The sequence below is a fragment of the Maridesulfovibrio sp. genome, assembly GCF_963678865.1.
GTDB lineage: Bacteria > Desulfobacterota > Desulfovibrionia > Desulfovibrionales > Desulfovibrionaceae > Maridesulfovibrio.
In genome coordinates, this window is the sequence record NZ_OY787459.1 from 124,573 (window position 1) to 147,500 (window position 22,928).

Below are 22,928 nucleotides of genomic sequence, written 5' to 3' on the forward strand. Positions count from 1 at the left end.
GAGATAAATGAATTCCAGAAAAATCGTTGTTATCGGAGGTTCTGCTGCAGGACCCAAAGCAGCTGCCCGTTCTAAACGTCTTGATGCCGGAGCAGATGTTCTTTTGCTCCAGAAGGCTCCGGAACTTTCCATGGCTTCATGCGGCTACCCTTACTACATTGGCGGTAATTTTGATGAGCGTGATGCTTTGCTCGCCACGCCTACCGGAGTGGTGCGTGATGAAGGTTTTTTTGCAGCAGCCAAGGGTGTAAACGCCAAGGTCAACACTGAAGTTACAGCTATTGACCGCCGGAACAAAACCGTAGCCTGCACCGATGTGATTACCGGGGAAAAAAGCACGGTGGAATATGACAAACTGGTTCTTTGTACCGGGGCTACTCCGCGTCGTCCTCCTATTCCGGGTATTGATCTTGAGGGCGTGCGGTCCCTTTCTGAAATGCGTGATGCCGACAAACTGCGTGCGCTTGTGGATTCCGGTGAAGTAAAGAATGCAGTAATTGTCGGTGGAGGACTGATCGGTATTGAGGTTTGCGAGGCTCTTTCCGAATCCGGTATGAATGTGAATGTGGTGGAGATGCTTTCCCAGTTGCTTATGTTCCTTGATTGGGAAATCGCAAAGCTGGTGGAAAAGCATGTGGCTACCAAGGGTGTAACCGTTCATACCGACAACGGTGTGGCTGAATTTCTGGGTGAGAACGGCAAGTTGACCGGAGTTAAACTTAAAGACGGTTCCGTTGTTCCCTGTGAACTTGCTGTGGTCGCTATCGGTGTAGTGCCTAATGCCAAGTTAGCCGCAGATGCCGGGCTTGAGCTTGGTGATTTCGGTGGTGTTGCCGTCGATGAATTTATGCGTACTTCCGATCCTGATATTTATGCCGCCGGGGATTGCGTTGAAATCAACCACCGGATCACAGGTAAAAAAACTTTTGCTCCATACGGCGACCTTGCCAACCTTGAAGCCCGTGTTGTTGCGGATAATATCGCCCGTGGTGACAAACATAAATTCCCCGGTACCATCAACAGCGGGATCTGCAAAGTTTTCGACCTAAGCGCCGGAGCCACCGGACTTTCCGAACAGAGGGCCAAGGCTGAAGGGTATGAAGTAGTGACTGCAACCAATGCCAGCCCGGATAAACCCGGATTCATGGGCGCTAAGCTGCTTGTTTCCAAGATGGTTGCCGATGCCAAAACCGGGCGGGTCTTAGGCTTCCAGTGCGTTGGCCCCGGTGAAGTCAACCGCCAGCTTGCCGAAGCCGCCATGGCAGTCATGAACGGCAATACGATTTATGAAATCGGCATGGCTGATCTGCCGTACGCTCCTCCATTTTCGCTGGCTATCGACCATTTTATCACCACTTCCCATATCCTTGATAACAAGATAGCCGGGCAGATGAGTGGAATCAGCAATGCTGAAGTTAAGGAAAAGCTGGATGCCGGAGAGAAGCCATTTATTCTGGACGTTCGCGCACCCAATGAATTCGAGGAAATGCGTCTCGGTGTGGGGGAAAAGCTCATCCCGCTCGGCAAGCTGCGTAATTCTTTTGATCAGCTGCCGCAAGATAAGGACACTGAAATTATTACTTTCTGCAAGATTTCCATGCGTGGATACGAAGCCCAGCGGGTTCTCGAAGCCAACGGCTGGACCAACGTCAAAGTCATGGAAGGCGGTATAATGGCCTGGCCTTTTAAAATTGAAATGTAGATTTTGTATTGAACAGGATTTAAAGGGCCGTGGTGTTTTTTGCCACGGCCCTTTGTTAAATTAGAGTGCAGTTTCCAGCATTTTGCGTGAGACTTCAAGTGTCACGTCTCCTCGTTCGGAGAGTTTGGTCATGCCGTGTTTTTCAAGTCCGGCGACTACCCGGTCAACGATATCGGAGCCGATATCGTAATCGGAAAGTCTGGTTGCCATGCCGATGCTTTTGAAGAATTCTTCAGTTTTGGCAATAGCCATATCGATGCGGGCATCATCATCACCTTCACGGATATCCCATACCCGCTCGGCGTACTGGATTAATTTTTCCCTTTTCTCAGTCCGACGCACTTTCCAGTTGGCTGGTTGCATCACAGCCAGTGTCTTGGCGTGGTCCAAACCGGTAAGAGCGGTGATTTCGTGGCCGATCATATGGGTGGCCCAGTCTTGAGGTACCCCTGCTCCGATGAGGCCGTTAAGGGCCATTGTAGAGCACCAGACAAGATTGGCGCGGGCATCATAGTTTTCCGGTTCATTGACGGTTGTCGCGCCGATTTCAATCAAAGTCTGCAAAATCCCTTCAGCTGTGCGGTCTTGAAAACGTCCCTCTGCTGGGTAGGTCAGATACTGCTCAATTGTATGGATGAATGTATCGACAACGCCGTTTGCCACCTGAGTTTTGGGAAGGGTGAATGTTATTGTCGGGTCGAGGATGGAAAATTTTGGAAATGTGTGCGGTGACATAACAGGAAGCTTGTCTTCACCGTCACTGATAACAGCCCCGTTGTTCATTTCCGATCCGGTTGCCGGAAGGGTCAGCACGGTTCCGAAGGGGACAGCGCTGTCAACAGGTACGGGGGTGAAACCGAATTTCATCAGTTCCCGTTCACGGCCTTCATACTCTTTCGCCGGTGCTGCGAGCGCAATGAATTTTGTGCCGTCAATTACAGAACCGCCACCGACGGCGAGAATGAAATCAATTTTTTCATCGCGGACAATCTGTACGGCTTTCATGAGAATTTCAAATTTGGGGTTGGCAGGAATCCCGCCGAATTCGAGAACACTGCGTTCGCTTTTGGCCAGTTCTGCATTTACCCGGTCCAGCAGACCTGTTTTTTTAGCACTGCCGCCGCCGTAGGTAATCAGTACTTTAGCCTTTTCAGGGACAAGATTGTCCAGCTCCTGAAGCTGGCCTTCTCCGAAAACAATGGTTGTAGGATTGTGAAAGGTAAAGTTAAGCATTTTAGCTCCTTTTTTGATGAAAAATATTGCACAAAAACAATTAAGTACAATCGGATTGTCCGCGGGCAATGGTCAGCTTGCTATTATAAAATAATTTTTAAAAATAAAAAAGTGCCGCCGTCTTGTCTCAGTCTTTTTTGGGCAGGATTAATTTACGCAATTTCAGCGTAAATCTTTTGCCGTAGCCCGGCACTATGTTTTAATACCCCGACCTCGATATCAACAAAATCATAGAGCCTCGGGCGTTTGCCGTCTGCAGGGCGCAGAATTCTACCGATGATCTGGACCAGTCTTCCTTTTGATTTGATGGGTGAGCAGAGGAAAAGGGTGGATAATCCCTTACAGTCGAATCCTTCTCCGATAAGTGATGCTGTGCTGGCTAGAACTTTGATCTTCCCGGCATTAAGGTCTGCTATGATTTCTTCACGTTCTCCGGCAGGCGTTTTCCCTGTCAGCACAGCTACTTCCACCCCTTGGTCAAAAAGTAGATCGGATAGAGCGTCCAGGTGGGCGGTACGATCGGCAACGAGCAGCAGTGTTCCCGGATTCTGCTGCAGTTCTTTTTGTACATACGATGCGATAATTTTGTTGCGCGGGTAATCTTCAGCAATGGCGGTCATCATGAGCGGATATTCTTCGGAAGGGTTTCCGGCAAACCTGAAAGCTGTTTCCACGGTGAAGACTTCCGGCTTGAGGATAGCCCCGGTATCACGCAGCAGCTCAGGGTTTACCCGGTGCACTACAGGGCCTAGGGTCAGGCTGATCATTCTGTCTAGTCCATCTGCACGGTAGGGTGTTGCGGAAAGTCCGGTCAGGTATTTTGCATCGAAATTTTTGACTACTTTTTGGAAAGTGCTGGCCGGTGTGCGGTGGCATTCATCAACCACAATGTGACCAAAAGTTTTTTTTAAATCTTTCAAACGGTTACGGGCCGTCTGGATAGTAGCTACGGTTAAAGGTCTGACCTTGAATTTACCGCCGCCGATCTGTCCGGCTTCCATGCCCAGAAACTGGTTGATGCGATCGATCCATTGTAAAAGCAGTTCTTTGGTATGTACGATGATAAGGCAGGGCTGTTTACGTTCGGCGATCAGGGCCAGAGCCATGACTGTTTTACCTGCTCCAGTTCCGGCTTCCAACAAGCCCTGAGTCTGTTTGGAAAAGGATTGCAGGGCTGCTTTTTGGTAAGGGCGCAGTTCTCCCTTGAAGGAAAAGTCAACAGTCTCAAGTTCCAGCCGTTTATCTTTATAAGTAGGTTCAATGTCCGCAGCTTTAGCAATCTGATGCAGTTCGATGCCGAATCCGCGCGGGCAATGCAGCCGTTTTTTGCTGTCACCGGACCACATCTTGATATATTTGGGAATTTTTTTTCCGACCCGGCCCCGGTATTTTATAGCGTTGACGTAATCTGGATTCATCAAGGTTAAGGCTTCCTTGATTTCGTCAACCAGTTCTTCCGGGGCATCGGTAATAGTCAAATCTTTTGAAATTTCAATCAGCATGGAGTCTCCTGTTGCAATCCGGTGTATCTTAAGGTGGAGATCAAGTCGACTATGAATATTATTCCAAAATGTAGCATTATTTTGAATAGTTTGGTGTGAGATGTATTACTGAAGATGTCTGTGCGTAAAATTAATACATAATTATTTAATAAATATTGCACATCAATGAGATGATGGGTATCTGGAATTATGAAAATAAGATTCTTTCCAGTAATAATTTCTTTCCTGACAGGATCTGCTCTGGGCTGGGCTTTTTCAATTCTAGAAAATTATCTGGTTGGTAAGCTGGGTAGTTCTGTTACATTGCTTTTTCCGGTTGTTTCCGGTGGGCTTCTCTGTTTTTCCCTTTATATGTGTTATGCCTATGCGACAACAAGAAAGGAAGTTGAGGATAATCTTAAATTCCAAGATGTTTTGTTAAAGACGATAAGCAGGACGGCTCCGGTGGGAATAGGACTTATTCGGGATAAAACGTTTATTCATGTAAACGATTATTTTTGTAATATGCTTGGCTATACCCAAGAAGAGTTGATAGGTCATCCTACCTCAATTATTTACCCCACTGAAGAGGAATTCAAATTTGGGCTTGAAATAAGAAAGGACCAAATGGAAAAAACGGGTACGGGGTCAATTGAAACGGTAATTCAGTGTAAAAACGGTACACTGAAGGATGTAATAGTTAATTCTACTCCTCTGGACAGAGAAGACTGGCAAAAAGGAATATCTTTTACGCTGTTGGATATTAGCAAACGCAAGCATGCTGAGAATGAATTAAAAAAATCATATGCGGAATTAGAAAAAAGAAAAGACGCATACAAGGAAGCTCATCGTATTGAGCAGCTAGCTAATATTGAGAGAAGCAATTTTCAGGACAATATGTGTCATGAAATACGCACTCCACTGAACGGCATATTAGGGATGCTGCAGGTTTTGCAGTTAAATCTTACAGATACTAATGATTTGGAATGTCTTGGATATACAATGTCGTCCTGCAAAAGGCTGGCAAATCTTTTGAATGAGATAATAGAATACTCAAGGCTTCAGGATGGCAGGGTTTGTGTACTGCACGATCCTTTTGATCTCATGGATGTTTTTAAGGACACCAGATTACTTTTCGAAATTTCATCGCGTCAGAAAAAACTTGAATTTCAGATAAAAGATTCAAACAAGCTGCCTCCGTTGCTGATCGGAGATTATAGAAAATTAAATCAGATTCTTAACAATCTTGTTGGCAATGCTGTAAAATTCACCAATTCCGGAAGTGTCAGTATTGAAGCCTGGCCCGTGCCTAATGCTTGTTCTTCGGGGAAATGCCGTATTTTGTTTTCTGTTTCTGATACGGGGATAGGTATTGCTGACGAGAAAATAGAGTATATTTTCAAACCATATTCGCAGGCGGACGGAAGCAGTACCCGGAGTTATGAAGGGGCCGGTTTAGGACTGACAATTGCCAAAAGATTGCTTGATACTCTTGGCGGAGAGATTTTTATAGAAAGTGAATTGGGAGTAGGGACCACAGTTTATTTTTGTCTTGAATTCAAGGTACCGTCACCGGAAATTGATTACTGATATCTCTGAATATTTTTTGATAAATTTCATATACGACGTCTTCAAGCCTGCTGGAGTTGGAAGTTAAAGTGGAAGGTGCCTTCCGCGCAGGCTCGGTAAATCAAAAAGACGATCAAGAAATAAGTCCGTTTTTAAAATCAATCACGTATATTTTCACGTATTGCGGTTTTCAGGCAAACAAAAAGGGCTTAGGAAATTATTCCTAAACCCTTGTTTTTATTGTGGCGGAAAGGGTGGGATTCGAACCCACGTATGGTTTCCCATAACTCGATTTCGAGTCGAGCGCGTTACGGCCGGACTTCGCTACCTTTCCGCATTTTTTAAGCAAGACCGTTTCCGGCTTGTCCGGTCTTGGAAGGCAAGATTTATATGTTTTTTTAAGGAGTTTGGCAAGCATAAATGATTGGGATTGTGGGTTGATAATCAAAAACAATACATTTGATGCCGGGTAGATGCGGGTAGTGGTTAAAATTATATTTGGTGATTTCCGAAAGATTAAATTTGAAGTATAATTTAGGGCAAAAGACCCTTAGCAACTTACCGCATACAGTTTTAATCTTAGGGATTGAAGTTTGTAGTGAATGCCAATTCTTGTGTCATAAACGTAAGAGTTTGTAAGAATTTGCCGTAATGTCACAATTGGCGGTGATGAGGAAGTAACTTATGTATTAGGTGAGGATAAAAATTGTGCAGTATTGGCTTTTAATTAAGTTTGTCACGGAATAGAAATTCGAAAAAATAAGTAAGATTTTTGGAAATATATATGGTTAAACTGGAAGAAATACAGAAAAGAATTAAGGCTGCTCCTGATCGTAAAGATATAAAGACATGCCTTCGTGAGTCCTACTCTATGGTCAGAGCTGGGGATGCTCTTTTGAGTATAAAATTTTTGCTTGTAGGAATTTTTGGAATTATAAAAATCAAGGATCTGACCAAGCCGGAACGGAAAATTTTTAATGAAGATATTTCAAAGAGTGTCAGCGGTATTGATCTTCTGCCGATTGTAAAAGAAGCAACTGAAGGAGAAATGTCTTTGATAACCACATTCGAAGAGAAGGGCTTGAAAGAGCTGGTTATCAGGTTGCAATCAATTACTGGTGAGATGAAAAAGATCGAACAGGCAGCCATTAGAAAAAAGGCGGCCAAACAGGAGCAGGAAGTAAAAAAAGTTTTTTCTTCTATCGGCAAAGAGCTTGATAAAGGGAATGTGGCTGCTGCCAAGGCTAAAGCTGACCGGCTTTTGGGAAAAGATCCCAAGCAGAAGAGCCACTTTTTGGAAGAACTTATTAATATCTTTGAAGAAAAGTCTTCTCTAAAGGGCTGGTGGCATTATTTTCAGATGCGTTATGATCCAGATAAATGTTCGTTGGAGGAAGCTAAATATTGTGCTGCCAAAGTAGCTAAAATGAGGTCGCTGGATGATCCCGGAAATTCAAAGTCATGGTATCGAAACAATCTTGATTATAGGCTAAAGGTATGGGAACTAATGCTTGAAGGCGGTCCGGTAGAAAATGATTCAGTGATAGAGGCCTGCTATAATCTCGCTATCTGTGTCTACTATTGTAGAGATAATATTCGCGGTAAGAGCCCAAAGTCTTTTGGACATGACCTGATTGAGGAGGGGCTGAAATACGCACCCGATTCTCCTCATCTTAAAAAGATGGGTAAAACTTTCGGGGTTCGTGTTTAAACGACTGGCAACTGAAAATTAATAGGCTGGAAATATAATGTTTCCGGCCTTTATTTTTTTCTCTTATGTAGAAAAAAACTTTGTAAAATTTCTTTACATTCATTCTCGCATACCCCGCCGATGGTCCAGAATTTATGATTGGAGAAGGGAAGTTCCGTTCCTTCCATATTTGAGACTACCGCACCGGCTTTTGGGTCAGGAGCACCGAAGACAACCCCTCCCACTCTTGCATGAATAATCGCGCCGAGGCACATGATGCAGGGCTCCAGCGTAACAACCAGAATTGTCCCCTGTGGCAGGCGGTAGTTATCCAGTCTTTCGCATGCATTGCGGAGGCAGTTGATTTCCGCATGTCCGGTGGGATCTTTTTTTGTGAGCGGGGTATTATTCCCGGTGGCGAGGAGTTTACCACCCGAGTCGAATAAAGCTGCACCGATGGGAACTTCGCCGTGCTGGCGTGCTTTAAAGGCTTCACGAATGGCAATATCCATCATGGATCGCCATGTCTGGCCCTGCGGAGGTTCTGCGGGCGGGGTTCCTCTGGTGATAATGTTTGGCATAACAAAAAAGAGGGGAGTTAGTAACTCCCCTCCTTAATTTAGTGACTTACAGCGATTTAATATAATTCACGCCACCTTCGAGAAGTGCCAGACCGAGAGTGGGGATGTTGCCTCGGGTCCATTTGGGGTGGTTGGTTGGGTGGTTGAAAGCCTCGGGATGCGGCATGAGTCCGAGAATACGGCCAGTGGGGTCGGTCAGCCCGGCGATGCCCAGCGGTGAACCGTTGGGGTTGGCAGGGTAATCCATGGTCACTTCGCCGGATTCGGGGTCAATGTACTGCACTGCATGCAGGTTGTTTTCCACGATTTTTTCAAGCATGGCGTCGTCTGCGGGGATGATCTTCCCTTCGCCGTGACGTACAGGTACGTTCAGGGTGTCGATTCCCTTGGTGAATACACATGGGGAATCGGGATTTGCCTTGAGGTGGACCCAGCGGTCTTCATATTTTGCGGAATCGTTGTAGCTGAGGGAGACCTGGCGGGTGAAATACTCGCCGCCAACTGCGGGCAGCAGGCCGAGTTTTACAAGCAGCTGGAATCCGTTGCAGATACCTAAAATTACGCCACCGTCTTCAAAGAATTTTTTGATCTGGTCCACAAGCGGGGTGCCGTCTGCGGTATGAGCGTGTTTCCAGCGGAGCGCCGCAGCCTGTGCTGCTCCGAGGTCGTCGCCGTCCAGAAAGCCGCCGGGAAATATTAGGAAGTTATATCCTTCAAGAGTTTTTTTACCTGCGGCGAGATCGGAAAAATAAGTGATGTCCACTTGGTCTGCGCCGGCTTTTTTAGCGGCATGGGCAGATTCGTGTTCACAGTTGGTTCCGTAACCGGTGATGACCAAAACTTTAACGCGGGCCATATATTTTTGTCCTCCAGATGTTGACAATAGAAATATTCCAAGATTAATTAATGCCTGTTTAGAAGAGAGGAACATAATTGCGGGTCAGCTTCCCGTCAACAGTCTATATTCCTCAGGACGTACCGCTAACACATTTTTTTAAAGTGGGATATGCCTGAATATGGGATTGTTAACGGGGGTAGGTCCTTTTTTGTGTTTTTTTCCTGCTTACTGACTTTATTCGCTGTCGATTTTGTTTTATGTAACAGCGATATTTTAAAATAATTTGTCCGCCACGGGACAGGAGCGTTATGAAAACCAAATTTATATTCATCACCGGGGGCGTGCTGTCCTCACTTGGTAAAGGGCTTGCAGCAGCATCCATAGGCGCACTCCTCAAAGCCAGAGGAATGACTGCAACCATCCAGAAGCTTGATCCTTATATCAACGTTGACCCCGGCACCATGAACCCCTTTCAGCACGGGGAAGTTTACGTAACTGACGATGGGGCTGAAACCGACCTCGACCTCGGTCATTACGAGCGCTACCTTGATGTTGCATTGAGCCAGAAAAACAACATGACCTCCGGCCGCGTTTATCACAACGTAATCACCAAAGAACGCCGTGGAGATTACCTCGGCGGTACCGTACAGGTGATTCCGCACATTACCGACGAAATCAAGAATGCGGTGATAAATATGCCTAATGGTGAGGATGTGGCCCTCATCGAGATCGGTGGTACTGTCGGTGATATCGAAGGTCTTCCTTTTCTTGAAGCCATCCGTCAGCTGCGTTCCGAGTTGGGCAGCGAGAATGTGCTTTACATCCATCTGACCCTCGTTCCCTACCTTGCCGCTGCTGGTGAAGTTAAGACCAAGCCCACCCAGCACTCCGTTAAGGAACTGCGCAGTATCGGTATCCATCCCGATATCATTCTTTGCCGCAGCGAAGTTGACCTTGATGAAGATATCAAGCGTAAAATTGCTCTTTTCTGTGACGTTGACCGTGACGCCGTTTTCACTGCTGTTGACGTTAAGTCCATCTACGAAGTTCCGCTCAGTTTTTATAATGAAGGCCTGGACCAGAAGATTGCCATTCTGCTCAAGCTTCCGGCTAAAAATTGTAATCTTGAGGCCTGGAAAGAACTCAATTACAAGCTCAAGCATCCCAAAGGTTCAACCACTATTGCCATTGTCGGTAAGTATGTTGACCTTAAGGAAGCTTACAAGTCCCTGCACGAAGCTCTCATCCACGGCGGCGTTGCCAACGAGGTTGAAGTCAAGCTGCGTTATGTGAACTCTGAAGAAATAACTCCTGAAAATGTTAAGGAGAAGCTGGCCGGTTGTAACGGTGTTCTCGTTCCCGGCGGTTTTGGAACCCGTGGTGTTGAAGGCAAGATTAATGCTATCAAGTATGCCCGTGAAAACAAGGTTCCCTTCTTTGGAATCTGTCTCGGAATGCAGTGTGCGGTTATTGAATACGCCCGAAATGTCATGGGCCTTAAGGCTGCCAATTCCGAAGAATTTAACCCCGACGGAAATGAGAACGTAATTTACCTGATGAAAGAATGGTACGATTACCGCACCAAGAAGACCGAAAACCGTTGCGAAGAAAGCGACAAGGGCGGCACCATGCGTCTCGGTTCCTACCCCTGCAAAGTTGTTGAGGGCACTAAAGCCATGGCAGCTTACGGCAAGGCTGAAATTCAGGAACGCCATCGTCACCGTTACGAATTCAACAAGGAAAAATATGCGGACCAGCTTGTTGAAGCAGGTCTGGTTCTGAGCGGTCTTTCTCCTGATGAAACTCTGGTTGAGATTGTTGAAGTTGCTGATCATCCATGGTTCCTCGGTTGCCAGTTCCACCCGGAATTCAAGTCCAACCCCATGCATGCCCATCCGCTGTTCAGGGATTTCATCAAGGCTGCCTGCGGCAATAAATAAAAATTAACTATCGATTGCCCGGGAGCACTGTTATACGGTGTTTCCGGGCAACATTATATCTGGAGGGCAGTTACTTTTGACCCCCGATGAATTATATCAGAAAAGTTTGCAGGGACCGTTTATTATGGCGGGACCTTGCGCACTGGAAACCATAGATGTCGCCCTGCGTGCTGCAGAAGTGCTGGCTGACATCGCCTCCCGTCTTGATGTGACGGTAATTTTTAAGAGCTCTTTCGACAAAGCCAATCGGACCTCTATCACTTCGTTCAGGGGACCGGGCATGGAGGAAGGGCTTAAATGGTTACAGCGGGTGAAGGATGAATCCGGGCTGCCCGTTGTCACCGATATTCATATCCCTGATCAGGCTGCAGCTGTCGGTGAAGTTGCTGATGTTATCCAGATTCCGGCGTTTCTCTGCCGTCAGACTGACCTTCTTGTTGCAGCAGCCAATACAGGCCGTGTCATCAATGTTAAAAAAGGACAGTTCCTCGCACCTCACGACATGCGTCATGTGGTGGGTAAATTGCGTGAAGCAGGAAACGAACGTATCTGGCTTACCGAGCGCGGGTCATCCTTTGGGTACAACAATCTTGTGGTGGACATGCGCTCAATGGCGATCATGAAAGAACTCGGTTGTCCGGTTGTTTTCGATGCCACCCACTCCGTGCAGCTTCCCGGCGGTCTGGGTGGCAAGTCCGGCGGTCAGCGGGAGTTCGTGCCTGTGCTTTCCCGTGCGGCCGTGGCTGCGGGGGCATCCGGTGTGTTCATGGAAACCCATCCCGACCCGGACTGCGCATTGTGTGATGGTCCCAACAGCTGGCCCCTTGATCGTGCCGAAGACTTGATCAAGGATCTTTTGGCTGCATGGAGCGTGGATTATGTCTGCTAAGGAACATGCTGCAAAAATTAAACTGCTTATTCTTGACGTGGACGGCGTGCTTACTGACGGAGGTCTCTATTATGACCACGAAGGTAACGTCATGAAGCGTTTCAATGTTCAGGACGGCCTCGGTATCAAGTATGCTCAACAGGCCGGAATTGAGTTGGCGGTAATTACCGGCCTGAATCACGGGGCGGTTGAAAAACGTGTTACCGAACTGGGGATTGCCGAGTATTACCCCGGCCAGCGTGAAAAGCTTCCTTTTTATGAGAAGCTGCTCAGGGATAAAGGGTTGAAAGATGAGGAGGTAGCTTACATCGGTGATGATTGGATTGATGTTCCGGTTATGCTTCGAGTGGGGCTGCCCATGGCAGTGAAGAATGCCCAGCCCGAGATTTTTGGTATTTCCAAATGGATTGCCAGTCGTGACGGCGGACATGGTGCCGTGCGTGAGGCGATTTCATTTATCCTTGACGCACAGGGCAAGTTGAATGAAATCTGGAAAGAGTGGGCAGGCTAGATGGGCCGTGTCGGCTTGGTTTTATATTTGATTCTTGCCCTGTTTACGGGCTTCTGTGCGGGAACCCTGCTGGGCAAGAAGTACGGAGTTTTTCCGCATATGGCCCGTGGCACAGTGGAAAGCCCGTTGGTGGCTGACAAGAACAAGTCCGATATTTCCGCTGAAGAGATTGAGCTGATTCAGGGGACCGGCGGTGATATTGAATGGATTCTACGGGCCGGAAGTGCTGACTATGATCAGGAAAAGGGGTTGGTCAAGGCTGACAAACCACGGGTCACATATTATCTTGGCCGGGATCGCAAGGAAGTTTTTGTCCGCGCCCTGCATGGCGAGGTCAGCCAGAAGGGTGAAGGTCTCAAGCTTTGGGACAGTGTGGAAGGTAATTACGGCGAGATGGGCCTTGTGGCTGATCGTCTTGACTTTAAGCCCAAAGAGAATCTGCTTTTCCTTGAAGGAAATGTAAAAGTTCAAAGTCCGGCTGTCTATATTACTTCCAACCGGGTCAAGGTGGATCTTGTCACCCGTGAAATAATGATTGAAGACGGAATGGAAGCCTTGATTTCACCTGATATGGTGGTAATGCCTCAATAGAAGCGAGCATTCATTTGATTAATATATTTGGAAATAATTCATTGTTGAGCTGCAGGCCCGTATCGGCTTTTTTTTATTCTGCCTTAATTGGTGTGGTGCTTTTTCTGGCTCTTTTTCTGGTCAGCCCGGCTGCGCATGCTTACGATAAATCTGAACTGAAAATTACCCGGACAATAGCCAACGTCCGCGCAAAACCGGACCTTAAGGCTCCGGTGGTTTGGGTGCTTTCTCCGGCGGAAAGTTTTCTGATCGGCAAAGCACAGGGGAACTGGCTTCCTGTTTTTCCTGTCTCTGATGTAAAAGACGCTTCTCCGGTCGGCTATGTGTCCAACAAGGTAGTTGTTCCAGCCCCTGCCGACGGTCCTGTCGTGGACTGGGGTGATATTCGCTATGTGGGCAAAGATCTTAAATATTATTTGGAGCGTACAGTTAAGTCCTCCACCGGGGGCATGCTCAAGTCCGGAGATAAGATTAAGGTCGGTTTTTTGCGGGACGGCTGGTATGCAGTTTTCAAGGCCGATGCAAAAGTGGTTTCCGAAGCGGAAGCCATCGGATATGTACAGCAGTCTGCCGTTGATTTAATTAACGACGAAGCCCGGATTCGCTACGCTGTGCGGCGTATTAATGTGATTGAGAAGCCTGTGGCTACTTCCAGAGCTGTCGGGGTGCTCAGCCCCGGACACCGCGCTCAGGTGGGAGATGAAAAAGGCGGCATGTATGCCCTTTTCCGCATTGATACCATGGTCAAGAAGGATACTCCGGTTTGGGGTTATGCCTGGGGACCTTTTCTCGCACCGTATCCTGAAAATCTGGAAAAAGCCCAGATGGCCGGAATAGATGCCCGTAAAGCCGAGATCAAGGCTGAAAAAGATCGCAAGGCGCAGGCGGAAGTAAAGAGGGACAGTGAGTTGGCTGCCATGGAAGAAGCCATGGACGAAATGTTGCTTGCTCCGGTGAAGACCAAAACCATGTATGCTACCGCAGTGCTCAACGTCCGCTCCGAACCCGATGCCAAATCCCTCATAGTTGATAAGCTTGAATTTGGTGAAGCTGTGAGCGTCGGGCAGGAGGAAGGGAAATGGTTTCCTGTCTTCAAGCCCGGAGAGAAGAATGAACTTAAGCGAGTAGGGTATGTCTTTGGTACTTACCTCAAAGCGGAAGCTCCGGTTATGAAAAAAGAGGAACCGCGGAAGAAACGTGTTCCCGGCGGTCCTGATGAAGTGCCTATCAAGATAACTTCCACCAAAATGACATTCAGCGAAAATCGTAACAGGATCACTTTTTCCGGTAATGTAAAGGTTGTTCGTCTGGATGTTACCCTGACTTCCGATACTCTTACCGCTCATCTCAGACCGGACGGAGATTCTCTTTCCGATACTCAGGACAAGATTAAAAAAATCGTGGCCGGTGGCAACGTCAAGGTTGTTATGAAAAAGCGCAAAGGACATTGCGATGAGTTGACCTATGTGGTCGGTGATTCCATTATTTACATGAAAGGGAATGCTGAATTACAGGACGGCCCCAACAATATTCAGGGTGCTGAAATCAAATTTTACCTGAAGGATAACCGTGCCGAGGTTGTCGGCGGCAGCAAACCCATTGAGGCAATTTTCTATACTCCGAAAAATGTCTCACCGTAGAGAATATGGTGTAATGACAGTACGTCATCAACAGCGCCGAAGCCGGGATAAAAGTTTTTGGAATGCCTAAACCCTTTTGTAAGAGGGTTTAGGTCGCCGGAGGCAAAATCTATTACAGGCGCATGAAGCGCATCAAAATTTAATTACAGGAAATATATGTCTTCGATTATCGCCAAGAAACTTGTCAAAAACTACGGACCTAAAGAGGTTGTCCGCGGAATCGGGCTGACAGTGCGCGAGGGCGAGGTCGTAGGGCTGCTTGGACCTAACGGGGCCGGCAAAACTACTACATTTTATATGCTTGTAGGTGTGGTGAAACCAACTTCCGGAGATGTCTATTTCAATAAAAAGCCCATCACCACACTGCCTTTGCATGAGCGGGCACGCCTTGGTCTCAGCTATCTGCCGCAGGAGAGTTCTATTTTTAAAAAACTTTCCGTACGTAAGAATCTTGAGATAATCATCGAGCATACCGGACTCTCTGGTAAAAATATTCCTAAAAGGGCGGATGAGTTGTTGGATCAGCTCGGCATCCTGCGTCTTGCGGACCAGAAGGCCATGTATCTTTCCGGCGGTGAACGCCGACGCCTTGAGATAGCAAGAGCCATGATCAATAATCCTAAATTTATTCTGCTTGATGAGCCCTTTGCGGGTATCGACCCAATTGCGGTTATTGATATTCAGGATATTATTTCTTCGCTTAAGGATATGGGGCTCGGGATTCTTATTTCCGACCATAACGTTCGTGAAACCCTTTCCATTTGTGACCGCGCATATCTTGTTTATGAGGGACGGGTTATCCTTAACGGTTCGCCGGAAAATATTGTGAAGAATACCAAGGCGCGCAGGCTGTATCTTGGAGACAGTTTCAGCCTTTAAGTCCGTTTCTGCCGATGGTTAAATATTCTGGCCGGAATTACTTCAGTAATTCCGGTCTTTTTTATGCAAAGTTTAATTAATTTTGTCTTTGTTGATTTACAGTCTGCCGGATCATTGGTACACTTTTTTCATGTACTATTTCTGTATGTAAAAAATCCATAAATTTCAGATGATTCAGAGGTCTTTGTTGCATCTTGCAAATTGCTGTGGCATAGTGGAATCAAGGGTCGGGCAGAATATAAAATATTTTTTTATTGCCTGGCCACACAACTTACTGAAATAAATTGAATTTGAGATAACTATAAGGTGGCCTGAATATATGGGATTGGAACTTAGACAACAATTAAAGCTTACTCAACAGCTGGTCATGACTCCCCAGTTGCAGCAGGCGATCAAGTTGTTGCAGCTTTCCCGCTTGGAGCTGGTGGATTCTGTCCATCAGGAACTAATGGAGAATCCTATTCTTGAAGAAGCTGATGCGCAGGAGAGAACTGATGCTGCTGATGCTGATGCAGGCACCGCTACTGCAGAAGAAGCCCAGATTTCCAAGGAAGCCGAGTGGGAAAACTATCTCGGTGAATTTTCCAGTACTTCCAAGCAGTCCGCGTCCCGTGAATCTGAAGCTTATGAAGATGGGACTTCCTTTGAAGCCCGTCTGACCAAGACTACTTCACTTGAGGGACATCTGCACTGGCAGATGTGTCTTTCTGATTTTACTGAAAAGGAAATAGCCATCGGCGAATGTCTTATCGGTAATTTAAGTTCCGGCGGTTTTTTACGGATTGACTTGGAAGAAGTATGCGAAACATGCTATGCTGAAATCGAAGAAGTAGAAAAGGTGCTCTACCGCATCCAGCGTTTCGACCCTGTAGGTGTGGCGGCACAGACTCCGCAGGAGTGTCTGCTTATTCAGCTTGAAGCCCTTAAGCTTGACGATGATCCGATTCTGGTCTCGCTGGTCCGGGACCATCTGGATGATCTGGAAAAGAAGCGCTACAAGCCGCTGGCAAGAAAATTTAAGCTCAGTATGGAGGACTTGAAGAGCTATCTGGACTTGATGCAGACGCTCGACCCCCTGCCTGGGGCAAGTTTTTCAAGTGGAGACTCTTTCTATGTCAGCCCTGATGCTTATGTTTATGAATATGACGGTGATTTTGTCATTGTCTTAAACGAAGACGGTCTTCCCAAGCTGCAGATGAATGCATTCTATGTGGAGACACTCGCATCAACCAAGGGAGAAGATAAGGAATATTTTCAGGATAAGATGCGTTCCGCACAATGGCTGATGAAGAGCCTGTACCAGCGTCAACGTACCTTATACAAAGTTCTTGAATCCATAGTGAGATTTCAGCGCGATTTTTTCGCCAAAGGTGTCACCAAGCTTAAGCCGCTTATTCTCAAGGAAGTGGCGGAAGACATCGAAATGCATGAATCCACTGTGAGCCGAATTACAACAAATAAATATGTTTCGACTCCGCATGGAATTTTCGAACTTAAGTTCTTTTTTAACAGTGCGCTCGGTCTGGATGACGGGTCTCAGGTCGGTTCCGAGTCCGTCAAGGCGACGATCAAGAAGTTGATCAGCGAAGAAGACGGAAAGAAACCACTCAGCGATGAGAAGATAGCTGAGATTCTCAAAGAGAAGCTGGAAGTCAATATCGCCAGAAGGACCGTAGCTAAGTACAGGACTGCAATGGGGATACTCTCCTCATCCAAAAGGAAGAAGGTATTCTGATGTAGTCCGGAGAAATAACGCATATTCACCATTTACTAAGGAGGCTCTTTATGAACGTAGCATTTACTTTTAAGAACTTCGACGCGTCCGAACATCTTAAGGAATATGCAAACTCTCGTTTCTCCAAGTTGGTAAAGTACGTTAGTAATCCTGACAATACTGACATGCAGGTGAACCTGTCTGTTGATAAGTTCAGGCATGTTGCGGAAGTTGTCTTCGCCTCCGACCATCTGCATGTCTCAGCTTATGAAGTGTCCGAAGATATGTATTCCACCGTGGATATGGTTTTGGACAAGCTTGAAGCACAGCTTCGCCGTGCTAATGAAAAGATGAGGAGCCACAGGCGTAAGGAAACTGCTCCTGCCCGTATGGATATCCTCAGCTATGCGGAGGAAGAGTACAAGGAGCCGGTAATTGTGGAATCCGACTCTTTTGTTCCCAAGCCCATGAGCGTTGATGAAGCTGCCGAGCAGCTGCAGACCCTTGATCATGAATTCCTCGTATTCCGCAATGCGGACAACGAAACCATAAACGTAATATACCGTCGTAATAACGGCGACTTCGGTTTAATTGACCCAGGATACTAACTGATGAATATAACTGATAATCTGGCGAAGGACCTTATAGTACATGAACTGAAGGCCTCTGATAAGAGTGAAGTTCTGAAAGAAATGGTTTCCACCCTGAAGGACGCAGGTCTGGATGTGGATGTGGAAAATGCCCTGAAGGTCCTTAATGATCGTGAAAAACTCGGAACAACCGGAATCGGGGATGGCATAGCCATCCCCCATGGTAAACTGGAAGGTCTTGAAGAGATTGTAGTTGTGGTCGGCCGCTCAAGTGAGGGTGTCGACTTCGAATCTCTGGACATGCAGCCGTGTAAAATATTCTTTATGGTACTGGCCCCCGAGCAGGGGGCCGGTGCTCATTTGAAGGTACTGGCGCAGATATCCCGGCAACTTAAAGATGAGGCGTTCCGGCAGGCTTTCATAGAGACTGTGGATAAGGATGAGCTCCTTAGACTCCTCGGTGTTGCATAAAACCGAAATTATAAGAAAATTAAGATTAAATCAGATTAGCAATGAACTCAGGTCATTGCTAATTTTGTTTGTAGGCCATTGCGCAAGGAGGGTGAAGGGGTGGTTGATGTGGATTCCTTTCCGGTGATTGTTGTAAGCGGTCTTTCCGGGGCCGGCAAATCTACTGTACTGAAAGTCTTCGAGGATCTACGTTTTTTTTGTGTGGACGGTTTGCCCGCCAGTATGCTTCCGCGTCTGGTTGAATTGTTCAACACCCGCGACAATGCTTATCGTGGGCTTGTACTGGGTATGGATTTGCGGCAGCTGGAATTCAGCGTTGACTGGGAAGCCACCCGTGAGGAGCTGACTTCTAAAGGCTATCGCCCGAGTATTCTCTATCTTGAGGCCCGCCTACCTGAACTGGTTCGTCGGTACGCTACCACCCGCCGCCTGCATCCGCTTGAATCAAGAGATATCGGGCTTGAACAGGCTCTTGAAAAAGAGAAAGAAATTCTTGGTGAAGTCCGTCAGCAGGCTGATCTGGTTATTGATACAACGACTTATTCCATCCATGACCTGCGCCGCAGGATTCAGGAAAAATGGGCCGAGTTGAGTGAAAAGACTCGTGGATTACGCGTTCATGTCATGTCTTTTGGGTTCAAGCATGATGTGCCTACTGCAGCGGATATGGTCATGGACCTGCGGTTTTTGCCAAATCCATACTTTGAAGAAGATCTTAGACCTTTGTCCGGTCAGGATAAGGCTATTTCCGATTACGTACTCGGCACGGAACCGGGGTCAATTTTTATTGAGAAATATCTCGATTTCCTTCAATATGTGCTTCCCCTTTACGAGGCGGAGGGGAGATACAGGTTGACCATCGCTGTAGGTTGCACCGGTGGAAGACACAGGTCTGTTGCTACAGCTGAAAGGATATTTGCAACTCTTAAGGATAATGGTTATTCTGTCTCACTTGAGCATAAGCATATTCATTTGAAATAGTTATTTTAGTTGATTATATTGGGAAATTTGATGGGCATAGAATCAAGCAAAAACGGAATAGTTCTCGTTACACATGGTAACTTCGGACAGGCTCTTATCGAAGCCGCTGAATTAATAGTAGGTCCGCAGGAAGGTGTGATTTCGCTCAGTGTGGATGTCTCTCAGGGTATCGATGCTGCCGTGGAGTCTTTGAAAAGCAACATCGCCGAAGTTAATAATGGTAACGGGGTCCTGATTCTTACCGATATGTTCGGAGGAACACCCACCAATCTGAGCTTATCCCTCTTGCAGGGGGATGATATCGAAGTGGTTACCGGGGTTAGTCTGCCTATGCTTCTGAAGGCATTTCAGAAGCGTAATGAATCTTTGCAGAAGATGGCTGAAGAAGTCAGCAAGGCAGCGGCCAAGGGTATTGTCATTGCCGGCGAAATGCTGCGAAAACGAACTTCTAAAGGATAGACCGTGATGTGGGTGAGAATTGATAACCGTCTTGTTCATGGGCAGATTATTGAAACATGGCTCCCGTACACCCACGCGAAGAATATTATCGTGGCTAACGATGCTGTCGCTGGGGATGATTTACAGAAGCAGATTATGTCTCTGGCTATTCCCCAATCTGTAAACTGCTCTTTCTGTTCCGTTGATGATTTGAATGATATGGCTATGGCCCTGAGAGATGGAAACGGCAGTACTATAATTCTTTTTTCTTCCTGTGCCGATGTGCGCCGGGCTCTGGACTCCGGTTTTCGGTTTAGTACCGTCAATATCGGTAATATCCATTACGGTCCTGGTAAAAAACAGATTTCACCCAGCGTGGCATTGAGCTCCGATGATGAATCTTGCCTTCATTACTTTAAAGGACAGGGAATTGAGCTTGATTTTCGTTGCGTTCCCAATGATCCCGTCCAGGTGAGGTTTTCATGAGTCTGTTTCAAGGTTTAGCTTTGTCTTTTCCCGTCTGGGTTGCGGTTGTCGGTTTTTTTTTGCAATTTTTTCGCTCTTCCGCTTTACTTTTAATCCCGGACTGCTTGAGCGGCCACTGGTGGTCGGAGCCCTTTGGGGAGCTGTTACCGGAGATGTGGCCACAAGCCTTAAGATAGCTGTTTTTTTCGAGCTTTTCTGGTTGGATAACATTCCTGCCGGAACATACATTCCACCACATATTCTTGCCCCTACATTTGCCGCGTTGGCTCTGACTACCTCTTTTGCCTTTACCGAAGCCCGGCAGGTTATGGTCATTCTGCTGGCCTGTCTGCCTCTTGCCCGGATAGGAGCTTGGCTCGATTCCTCGCTCAGACAGTGGCATAATCGTGGCCATAATAGACTGATCGGTTGGGCTAGAAAGGCAAAGGCCGGAGATCAACTCCCGCAAAAGCTGGTTTTTCAATCTATTTTGAGAACTTTTGCCACTTCTTGGCTTTTTTTCTGGACAAGCACCATCATCCTTCATTATATGCTTTGTATATTTTTTCACAAATGGGGGCCGTTGGTCGCCGGAGTGGATATGAAATGGTCTTTTTTATGGATAGCGGCTAGTCTTGGGGGCCTTCTGGCTCTTAGATTGCGCAAAGCTTATGCCACTTTTGTCTTCGGAGTGGTTTTTTTGGGCTTTATTATCCTTGCCGGGATCATGTAGACTTGGCAGAAAAAAAAGTTTGTGATAGAAGACACAAGCTCAATTAAGCTACCATATTTCTTAGGAGGAAATTATTATGGCTATTATCGCAGTAGGACACAAAAACCCCGATACCGATACCATTGCATCCGCAATCGCAATTGCAGACCTGTGGTCCAAGGCTAAAGAAGAAACCAAAGCTGTTGCACAGGGCGAAATTGCTCCTGAAACTGCATTCGTTCTCGAAAAGTTCGGTTGCGCTGCTCCCGAAATCGTAACTGATGCTACCGATCAGAAAGTCATCCTCGTTGACCACTCCGACCTCTCTCAGAGCATGGACAACCTCGACAAGGGTGAAGTTGTTGCAGTAGTTGACCACCACAAACTCGGTGATGTTACTACCCCCAACCCCCTCGAAATGTGGGTATGGCCTGTTGGCTGCACCGGTACCGTTATCAACGCAATGTACAAATTCTACAATGTAGAAGTTCCCAAAAACATTGCTGGCGTACTCCTCTGTGCTATCCTCTCCGACACCGTTATGTTCAAGTCCGTAACCTGCACCGAAGCTGACAAAGAAGCTGTTGCAGAACTGGCTAAAATTGCAGGTGTTGAAGATGTTATGGCTCTCGGAATGGAAATGTTCAACGTTAAGTCTGCTGTTGCCGGCGCAACCATGAACGAACTCATTTTCCGTGACTACAAAGATTTCGATATGTCCGGCAACAAAGTTGGCATCGGCCAGCTCGAAGTTGTAGACCTGTCCGTTTTCAATGACATCAAAGATGACCTCTACGCTGAACTTGAAAAAGTTAAAGCTGACGGCCGTCACAGCTGCTTCCTGCTGCTTACCGACATCATGAAAGAAGGTTCCGAAATGCTCATCGTTTCTGACGATCCTTCCGTTGTTGAAAAAGCATTCGGCGTTGCTCCTGAAGGTACCAAAGTATACCTCGATGGCGTAATGTCCCGCAAAAAGCAGGTTGTACCTAACTTCGAGAAAGCTTTCTCCGCATAAGTTAGTAGATATAGCTTTTTTAGGTCCGGCAGGTGTATCCTGCCGGACTTTTTTTTACGTCTTTGCAAGTTGAAGCAGTTGATTTACCGATTGGAATTTCCTACATTTTAAACATTGTTCCGGTTCCAAAACTGACCAGCGTTTAAAAAGTATAAAAAAGAGGTCCCATGAAAGTTACCTTGCTCTGTTACGCCACTTTTTCTGTTAAAAGTCCCGAGAACTCCGAGGCCTTTCCCATTTCAAAGGGAGAAACGGTTTCAGATGTGCTTGAGAGGATCGGAATTCCAATTGAGGAGGTTAAGATCGTTTTTATTAACGGTGTGTCCTCAAAGTTTGAAACAGAGCTTCATGATGGCGACCGGGTTGGAGTTTTTCCGGCAGTTGGGGGCGGTTGATTTTTTTATTTTATATTCGGTTTAAGGTGCTTGTGTTTAATCTGCTGATATTTTGTTGTTTATGAGCTGAGTGACGACATTCTTTTGGCAATAAAGGCTAAGCTTGTTGTGTTGATAATATATTGCTCCCGTGGTATCGGCTTATCCGTTCAGGACAATTAAATGCTCCTGAAGGAGGAAATTATGGGCAGTCGTTGCCTTTTAAAGTCGAAAATCCATAGAGCAACCATTACCGACGCTAATGTCGATTACGAAGGCTCAATTTCAATTGATGTGGAGCTGCTTGAAAAAGCAGGAATCCTTCCCTTTGAACGAGTGGACGTGTTGAATGTCGACAATGGGGAAAGGCTCACCACTTACGCCATTGAAGGCGGACCAGGTGAGTTTTGTCTTAACGGCGCAGCCGCACACAAAGGCAAAGCCGGGCAGAAAATTATTATATGTTCCTACACATGGCTGGATGAAGCTGAGCTAGCTCATTATAAGCCGCAGGTTGTCCTGCTTGGTGACGGGAATAATGTCAAGAAAGCTTAATCGCTCTACTTAAGAGGCGCGGAAAACCGCGCCTTTTTTTATTCCTATTTATTATGTATAAAGAGT

The 22,928-nt window shown here is 46.7% G+C and carries 23 protein-coding genes and 1 tRNA gene; 19 read left to right on the forward strand and 5 right to left on the reverse strand.

Annotated elements, in window-relative coordinates; genetic code table 11:
- Positions 1-7: 7 nt before the first annotated feature.
- Positions 8-1,702: an FAD-dependent oxidoreductase gene (locus ACKU41_RS00560; RefSeq protein ID WP_321403394.1), complete on the forward strand. Its 1,695-nt coding sequence runs from the start codon at positions 8-10 to the stop codon at positions 1,700-1,702.
- Positions 1,703-1,762: 60 nt separating this feature from the next.
- Here ACKU41_RS00560 and ACKU41_RS00565 read toward each other — a convergent pair whose 3' ends face one another.
- Together ACKU41_RS00565 and ACKU41_RS00570 are read right to left on the reverse strand one after the other, a co-directional pair.
- Positions 1,763-2,935 (reverse strand): iron-containing alcohol dehydrogenase, encoded by a 1,173-nt coding sequence (locus tag ACKU41_RS00565; RefSeq protein ID WP_321403396.1) that lies wholly within the window; start codon positions 2,933-2,935, stop codon positions 1,763-1,765.
- 152 nt (positions 2,936-3,087) lie between these two features.
- Positions 3,088-4,437 carry a DEAD/DEAH box helicase gene (locus tag ACKU41_RS00570; RefSeq protein ID WP_321403399.1) on the reverse strand — a complete coding sequence of 450 codons (1,350 nt, stop codon included), beginning with the start codon at positions 4,435-4,437 and terminating at the stop codon, positions 3,088-3,090.
- A 189-nt stretch (positions 4,438-4,626) separates the two neighbouring features.
- On the opposite strand from ACKU41_RS00570, the gene ACKU41_RS00575 reads away from it, so the two are divergent.
- Positions 4,627-6,006, forward strand: coding sequence for an ATP-binding protein (locus ACKU41_RS00575; RefSeq protein ID WP_319779446.1), 1,380 nt, complete (start codon positions 4,627-4,629; stop codon positions 6,004-6,006).
- 222 nt (positions 6,007-6,228) lie between these two features.
- Here the strand turns inward: ACKU41_RS00575 and ACKU41_RS00580 are convergent.
- Positions 6,229-6,319, reverse strand: a tRNA-Ser gene (locus ACKU41_RS00580).
- A gap of 450 nt (positions 6,320-6,769) precedes the next feature.
- Here ACKU41_RS00580 and ACKU41_RS00585 point away from each other — a divergent pair.
- Positions 6,770-7,696, forward strand: coding sequence for a hypothetical protein (locus ACKU41_RS00585; RefSeq protein ID WP_321403401.1), 927 nt, complete (start codon positions 6,770-6,772; stop codon positions 7,694-7,696).
- 50 nt (positions 7,697-7,746) lie between these two features.
- Here ACKU41_RS00585 and ACKU41_RS00590 read toward each other — a convergent pair whose 3' ends face one another.
- A complete protein-coding gene (locus tag ACKU41_RS00590; RefSeq protein WP_319779449.1) occupies positions 7,747-8,256 on the reverse strand; it encodes a nucleoside deaminase in 510 nt (169 codons plus the stop codon).
- Positions 8,257-8,302: 46 nt separating this feature from the next.
- Positions 8,303-9,112, reverse strand: a complete 810-nt coding sequence (locus ACKU41_RS00595) for a phosphoribosylformylglycinamidine synthase subunit PurQ (protein WP_319779450.1) — start codon at positions 9,110-9,112, stop codon at positions 8,303-8,305.
- A 290-nt stretch (positions 9,113-9,402) separates the two neighbouring features.
- Between ACKU41_RS00595 and ACKU41_RS00600 the strand changes: the two genes are divergently transcribed.
- From ACKU41_RS00600 to panD, 16 genes are all read left to right on the forward strand, one after another.
- Positions 9,403-11,034, forward strand: coding sequence for a CTP synthase (locus tag ACKU41_RS00600; RefSeq protein ID WP_319779451.1), 1,632 nt, complete (start codon positions 9,403-9,405; stop codon positions 11,032-11,034).
- 124 nt (positions 11,035-11,158) lie between these two features.
- Positions 11,159-11,923: a 3-deoxy-8-phosphooctulonate synthase gene (kdsA, locus tag ACKU41_RS00605; protein WP_321403404.1), complete on the forward strand. Its 765-nt coding sequence runs from the start codon at positions 11,159-11,161 to the stop codon at positions 11,921-11,923.
- Positions 11,913-12,434 (forward strand): HAD-IIIA family hydrolase, encoded by a 522-nt coding sequence (locus ACKU41_RS00610; protein WP_321403407.1) that lies wholly within the window; start codon positions 11,913-11,915, stop codon positions 12,432-12,434. The genes kdsA and ACKU41_RS00610 overlap by 11 nt, the downstream gene beginning before the upstream one ends.
- The gene (gene lptC / locus ACKU41_RS00615) at positions 12,435-13,025 is read left to right on the forward strand and encodes an LPS export ABC transporter periplasmic protein LptC (RefSeq protein WP_319779455.1); all 591 of its coding nucleotides are present in this window, start codon (positions 12,435-12,437) and stop codon (positions 13,023-13,025) included.
- Between the two features lie 44 nt (positions 13,026-13,069).
- Positions 13,070-14,665: an LptA/OstA family protein gene (locus ACKU41_RS00620; protein WP_321403409.1), complete on the forward strand. Its 1,596-nt coding sequence runs from the start codon at positions 13,070-13,072 to the stop codon at positions 14,663-14,665.
- 156 nt (positions 14,666-14,821) lie between these two features.
- On the forward strand, positions 14,822-15,544 hold the full coding sequence (lptB, locus tag ACKU41_RS00625; protein ID WP_319779458.1) for an LPS export ABC transporter ATP-binding protein: 723 nt from the start codon (positions 14,822-14,824) through the stop codon (positions 15,542-15,544).
- Between the two features lie 319 nt (positions 15,545-15,863).
- Positions 15,864-17,279: an RNA polymerase factor sigma-54 gene (gene rpoN / locus ACKU41_RS00630; protein ID WP_319779459.1), complete on the forward strand. Its 1,416-nt coding sequence runs from the start codon at positions 15,864-15,866 to the stop codon at positions 17,277-17,279.
- A gap of 50 nt (positions 17,280-17,329) precedes the next feature.
- Positions 17,330-17,866 carry a ribosome hibernation-promoting factor, HPF/YfiA family gene (hpf, locus tag ACKU41_RS00635; protein ID WP_319779460.1) on the forward strand — a complete coding sequence of 179 codons (537 nt, stop codon included), beginning with the start codon at positions 17,330-17,332 and terminating at the stop codon, positions 17,864-17,866.
- A 3-nt stretch (positions 17,867-17,869) separates the two neighbouring features.
- On the forward strand, positions 17,870-18,319 hold the full coding sequence (locus ACKU41_RS00640; RefSeq protein ID WP_319779462.1) for a PTS sugar transporter subunit IIA: 450 nt from the start codon (positions 17,870-17,872) through the stop codon (positions 18,317-18,319).
- A gap of 99 nt (positions 18,320-18,418) precedes the next feature.
- On the forward strand, positions 18,419-19,300 hold the full coding sequence (gene rapZ / locus ACKU41_RS00645) for an RNase adapter RapZ (RefSeq protein ID WP_319779463.1): 882 nt from the start codon (positions 18,419-18,421) through the stop codon (positions 19,298-19,300).
- A 30-nt stretch (positions 19,301-19,330) separates the two neighbouring features.
- Positions 19,331-19,759, forward strand: coding sequence for a PTS sugar transporter subunit IIA (locus ACKU41_RS00650; RefSeq protein WP_319779464.1), 429 nt, complete (start codon positions 19,331-19,333; stop codon positions 19,757-19,759).
- A 3-nt stretch (positions 19,760-19,762) separates the two neighbouring features.
- Positions 19,763-20,224, forward strand: a complete 462-nt coding sequence (locus tag ACKU41_RS00655) for a PTS sugar transporter subunit IIB (RefSeq protein WP_319779465.1) — start codon at positions 19,763-19,765, stop codon at positions 20,222-20,224.
- A gap of 64 nt (positions 20,225-20,288) precedes the next feature.
- Positions 20,289-20,936: a PTS sugar transporter subunit IIC gene (locus tag ACKU41_RS00660; RefSeq protein WP_319779581.1), complete on the forward strand. Its 648-nt coding sequence runs from the start codon at positions 20,289-20,291 to the stop codon at positions 20,934-20,936.
- A 76-nt stretch (positions 20,937-21,012) separates the two neighbouring features.
- Complete coding sequence (locus ACKU41_RS00665) at positions 21,013-21,933, forward strand: manganese-dependent inorganic pyrophosphatase (RefSeq protein ID WP_319779467.1); 921 nt, start codon at positions 21,013-21,015, stop codon at positions 21,931-21,933.
- 167 nt (positions 21,934-22,100) lie between these two features.
- Positions 22,101-22,328 carry a MoaD/ThiS family protein gene (locus tag ACKU41_RS00670; protein WP_319779468.1) on the forward strand — a complete coding sequence of 76 codons (228 nt, stop codon included), beginning with the start codon at positions 22,101-22,103 and terminating at the stop codon, positions 22,326-22,328.
- Positions 22,329-22,511: 183 nt separating this feature from the next.
- Positions 22,512-22,862 (forward strand): aspartate 1-decarboxylase, encoded by a 351-nt coding sequence (gene panD / locus ACKU41_RS00675; RefSeq protein WP_319779469.1) that lies wholly within the window; start codon positions 22,512-22,514, stop codon positions 22,860-22,862.
- Positions 22,863-22,928: the final 66 nt, after the last annotated feature.

What these genes read in the sequence shown, in the direction of transcription:
- rpoN (WP_319779459.1), top strand. Translation starts at nt 15,864, where the DNA reads ATGGGATTGGAACTTAGACAACAATTAAAGCTTACTCAACAGCTGGTC.
- ACKU41_RS00565 (WP_321403396.1), bottom strand. Translation starts at nt 2,935, where the DNA reads ATGCTTAACTTTACCTTTCACAATCCTACAACCATTGTTTTCGGAGAA.
- ACKU41_RS00640 (WP_319779462.1), top strand. Translation starts at nt 17,870, where the DNA reads ATGAATATAACTGATAATCTGGCGAAGGACCTTATAGTACATGAACTG.
- lptB (WP_319779458.1), top strand. Translation starts at nt 14,822, where the DNA reads ATGTCTTCGATTATCGCCAAGAAACTTGTCAAAAACTACGGACCTAAA.
- panD (WP_319779469.1), top strand. Translation starts at nt 22,512, where the DNA reads ATGGGCAGTCGTTGCCTTTTAAAGTCGAAAATCCATAGAGCAACCATT.
- ACKU41_RS00585 (WP_321403401.1), top strand. Translation starts at nt 6,770, where the DNA reads ATGGTTAAACTGGAAGAAATACAGAAAAGAATTAAGGCTGCTCCTGAT.
- ACKU41_RS00665 (WP_319779467.1), top strand. Translation starts at nt 21,013, where the DNA reads ATGGCTATTATCGCAGTAGGACACAAAAACCCCGATACCGATACCATT.
- lptC (WP_319779455.1), top strand. Translation starts at nt 12,435, where the DNA reads ATGGGCCGTGTCGGCTTGGTTTTATATTTGATTCTTGCCCTGTTTACG.
- ACKU41_RS00590 (WP_319779449.1), bottom strand. Translation starts at nt 8,256, where the DNA reads ATGCCAAACATTATCACCAGAGGAACCCCGCCCGCAGAACCTCCGCAG.
- ACKU41_RS00575 (WP_319779446.1), top strand. Translation starts at nt 4,627, where the DNA reads ATGAAAATAAGATTCTTTCCAGTAATAATTTCTTTCCTGACAGGATCT.
- ACKU41_RS00560 (WP_321403394.1), top strand. Translation starts at nt 8, where the DNA reads ATGAATTCCAGAAAAATCGTTGTTATCGGAGGTTCTGCTGCAGGACCC.
- ACKU41_RS00650 (WP_319779464.1), top strand. Translation starts at nt 19,331, where the DNA reads ATGGGCATAGAATCAAGCAAAAACGGAATAGTTCTCGTTACACATGGT.
- hpf (WP_319779460.1), top strand. Translation starts at nt 17,330, where the DNA reads ATGAACGTAGCATTTACTTTTAAGAACTTCGACGCGTCCGAACATCTT.
- ACKU41_RS00600 (WP_319779451.1), top strand. Translation starts at nt 9,403, where the DNA reads ATGAAAACCAAATTTATATTCATCACCGGGGGCGTGCTGTCCTCACTT.
- ACKU41_RS00595 (WP_319779450.1), bottom strand. Translation starts at nt 9,112, where the DNA reads ATGGCCCGCGTTAAAGTTTTGGTCATCACCGGTTACGGAACCAACTGT.
- ACKU41_RS00670 (WP_319779468.1), top strand. Translation starts at nt 22,101, where the DNA reads ATGAAAGTTACCTTGCTCTGTTACGCCACTTTTTCTGTTAAAAGTCCC.
- kdsA (WP_321403404.1), top strand. Translation starts at nt 11,159, where the DNA reads ATGGCGGGACCTTGCGCACTGGAAACCATAGATGTCGCCCTGCGTGCT.
- ACKU41_RS00570 (WP_321403399.1), bottom strand. Translation starts at nt 4,437, where the DNA reads ATGCTGATTGAAATTTCAAAAGATTTGACTATTACCGATGCCCCGGAA.
- ACKU41_RS00610 (WP_321403407.1), top strand. Translation starts at nt 11,913, where the DNA reads ATGTCTGCTAAGGAACATGCTGCAAAAATTAAACTGCTTATTCTTGAC.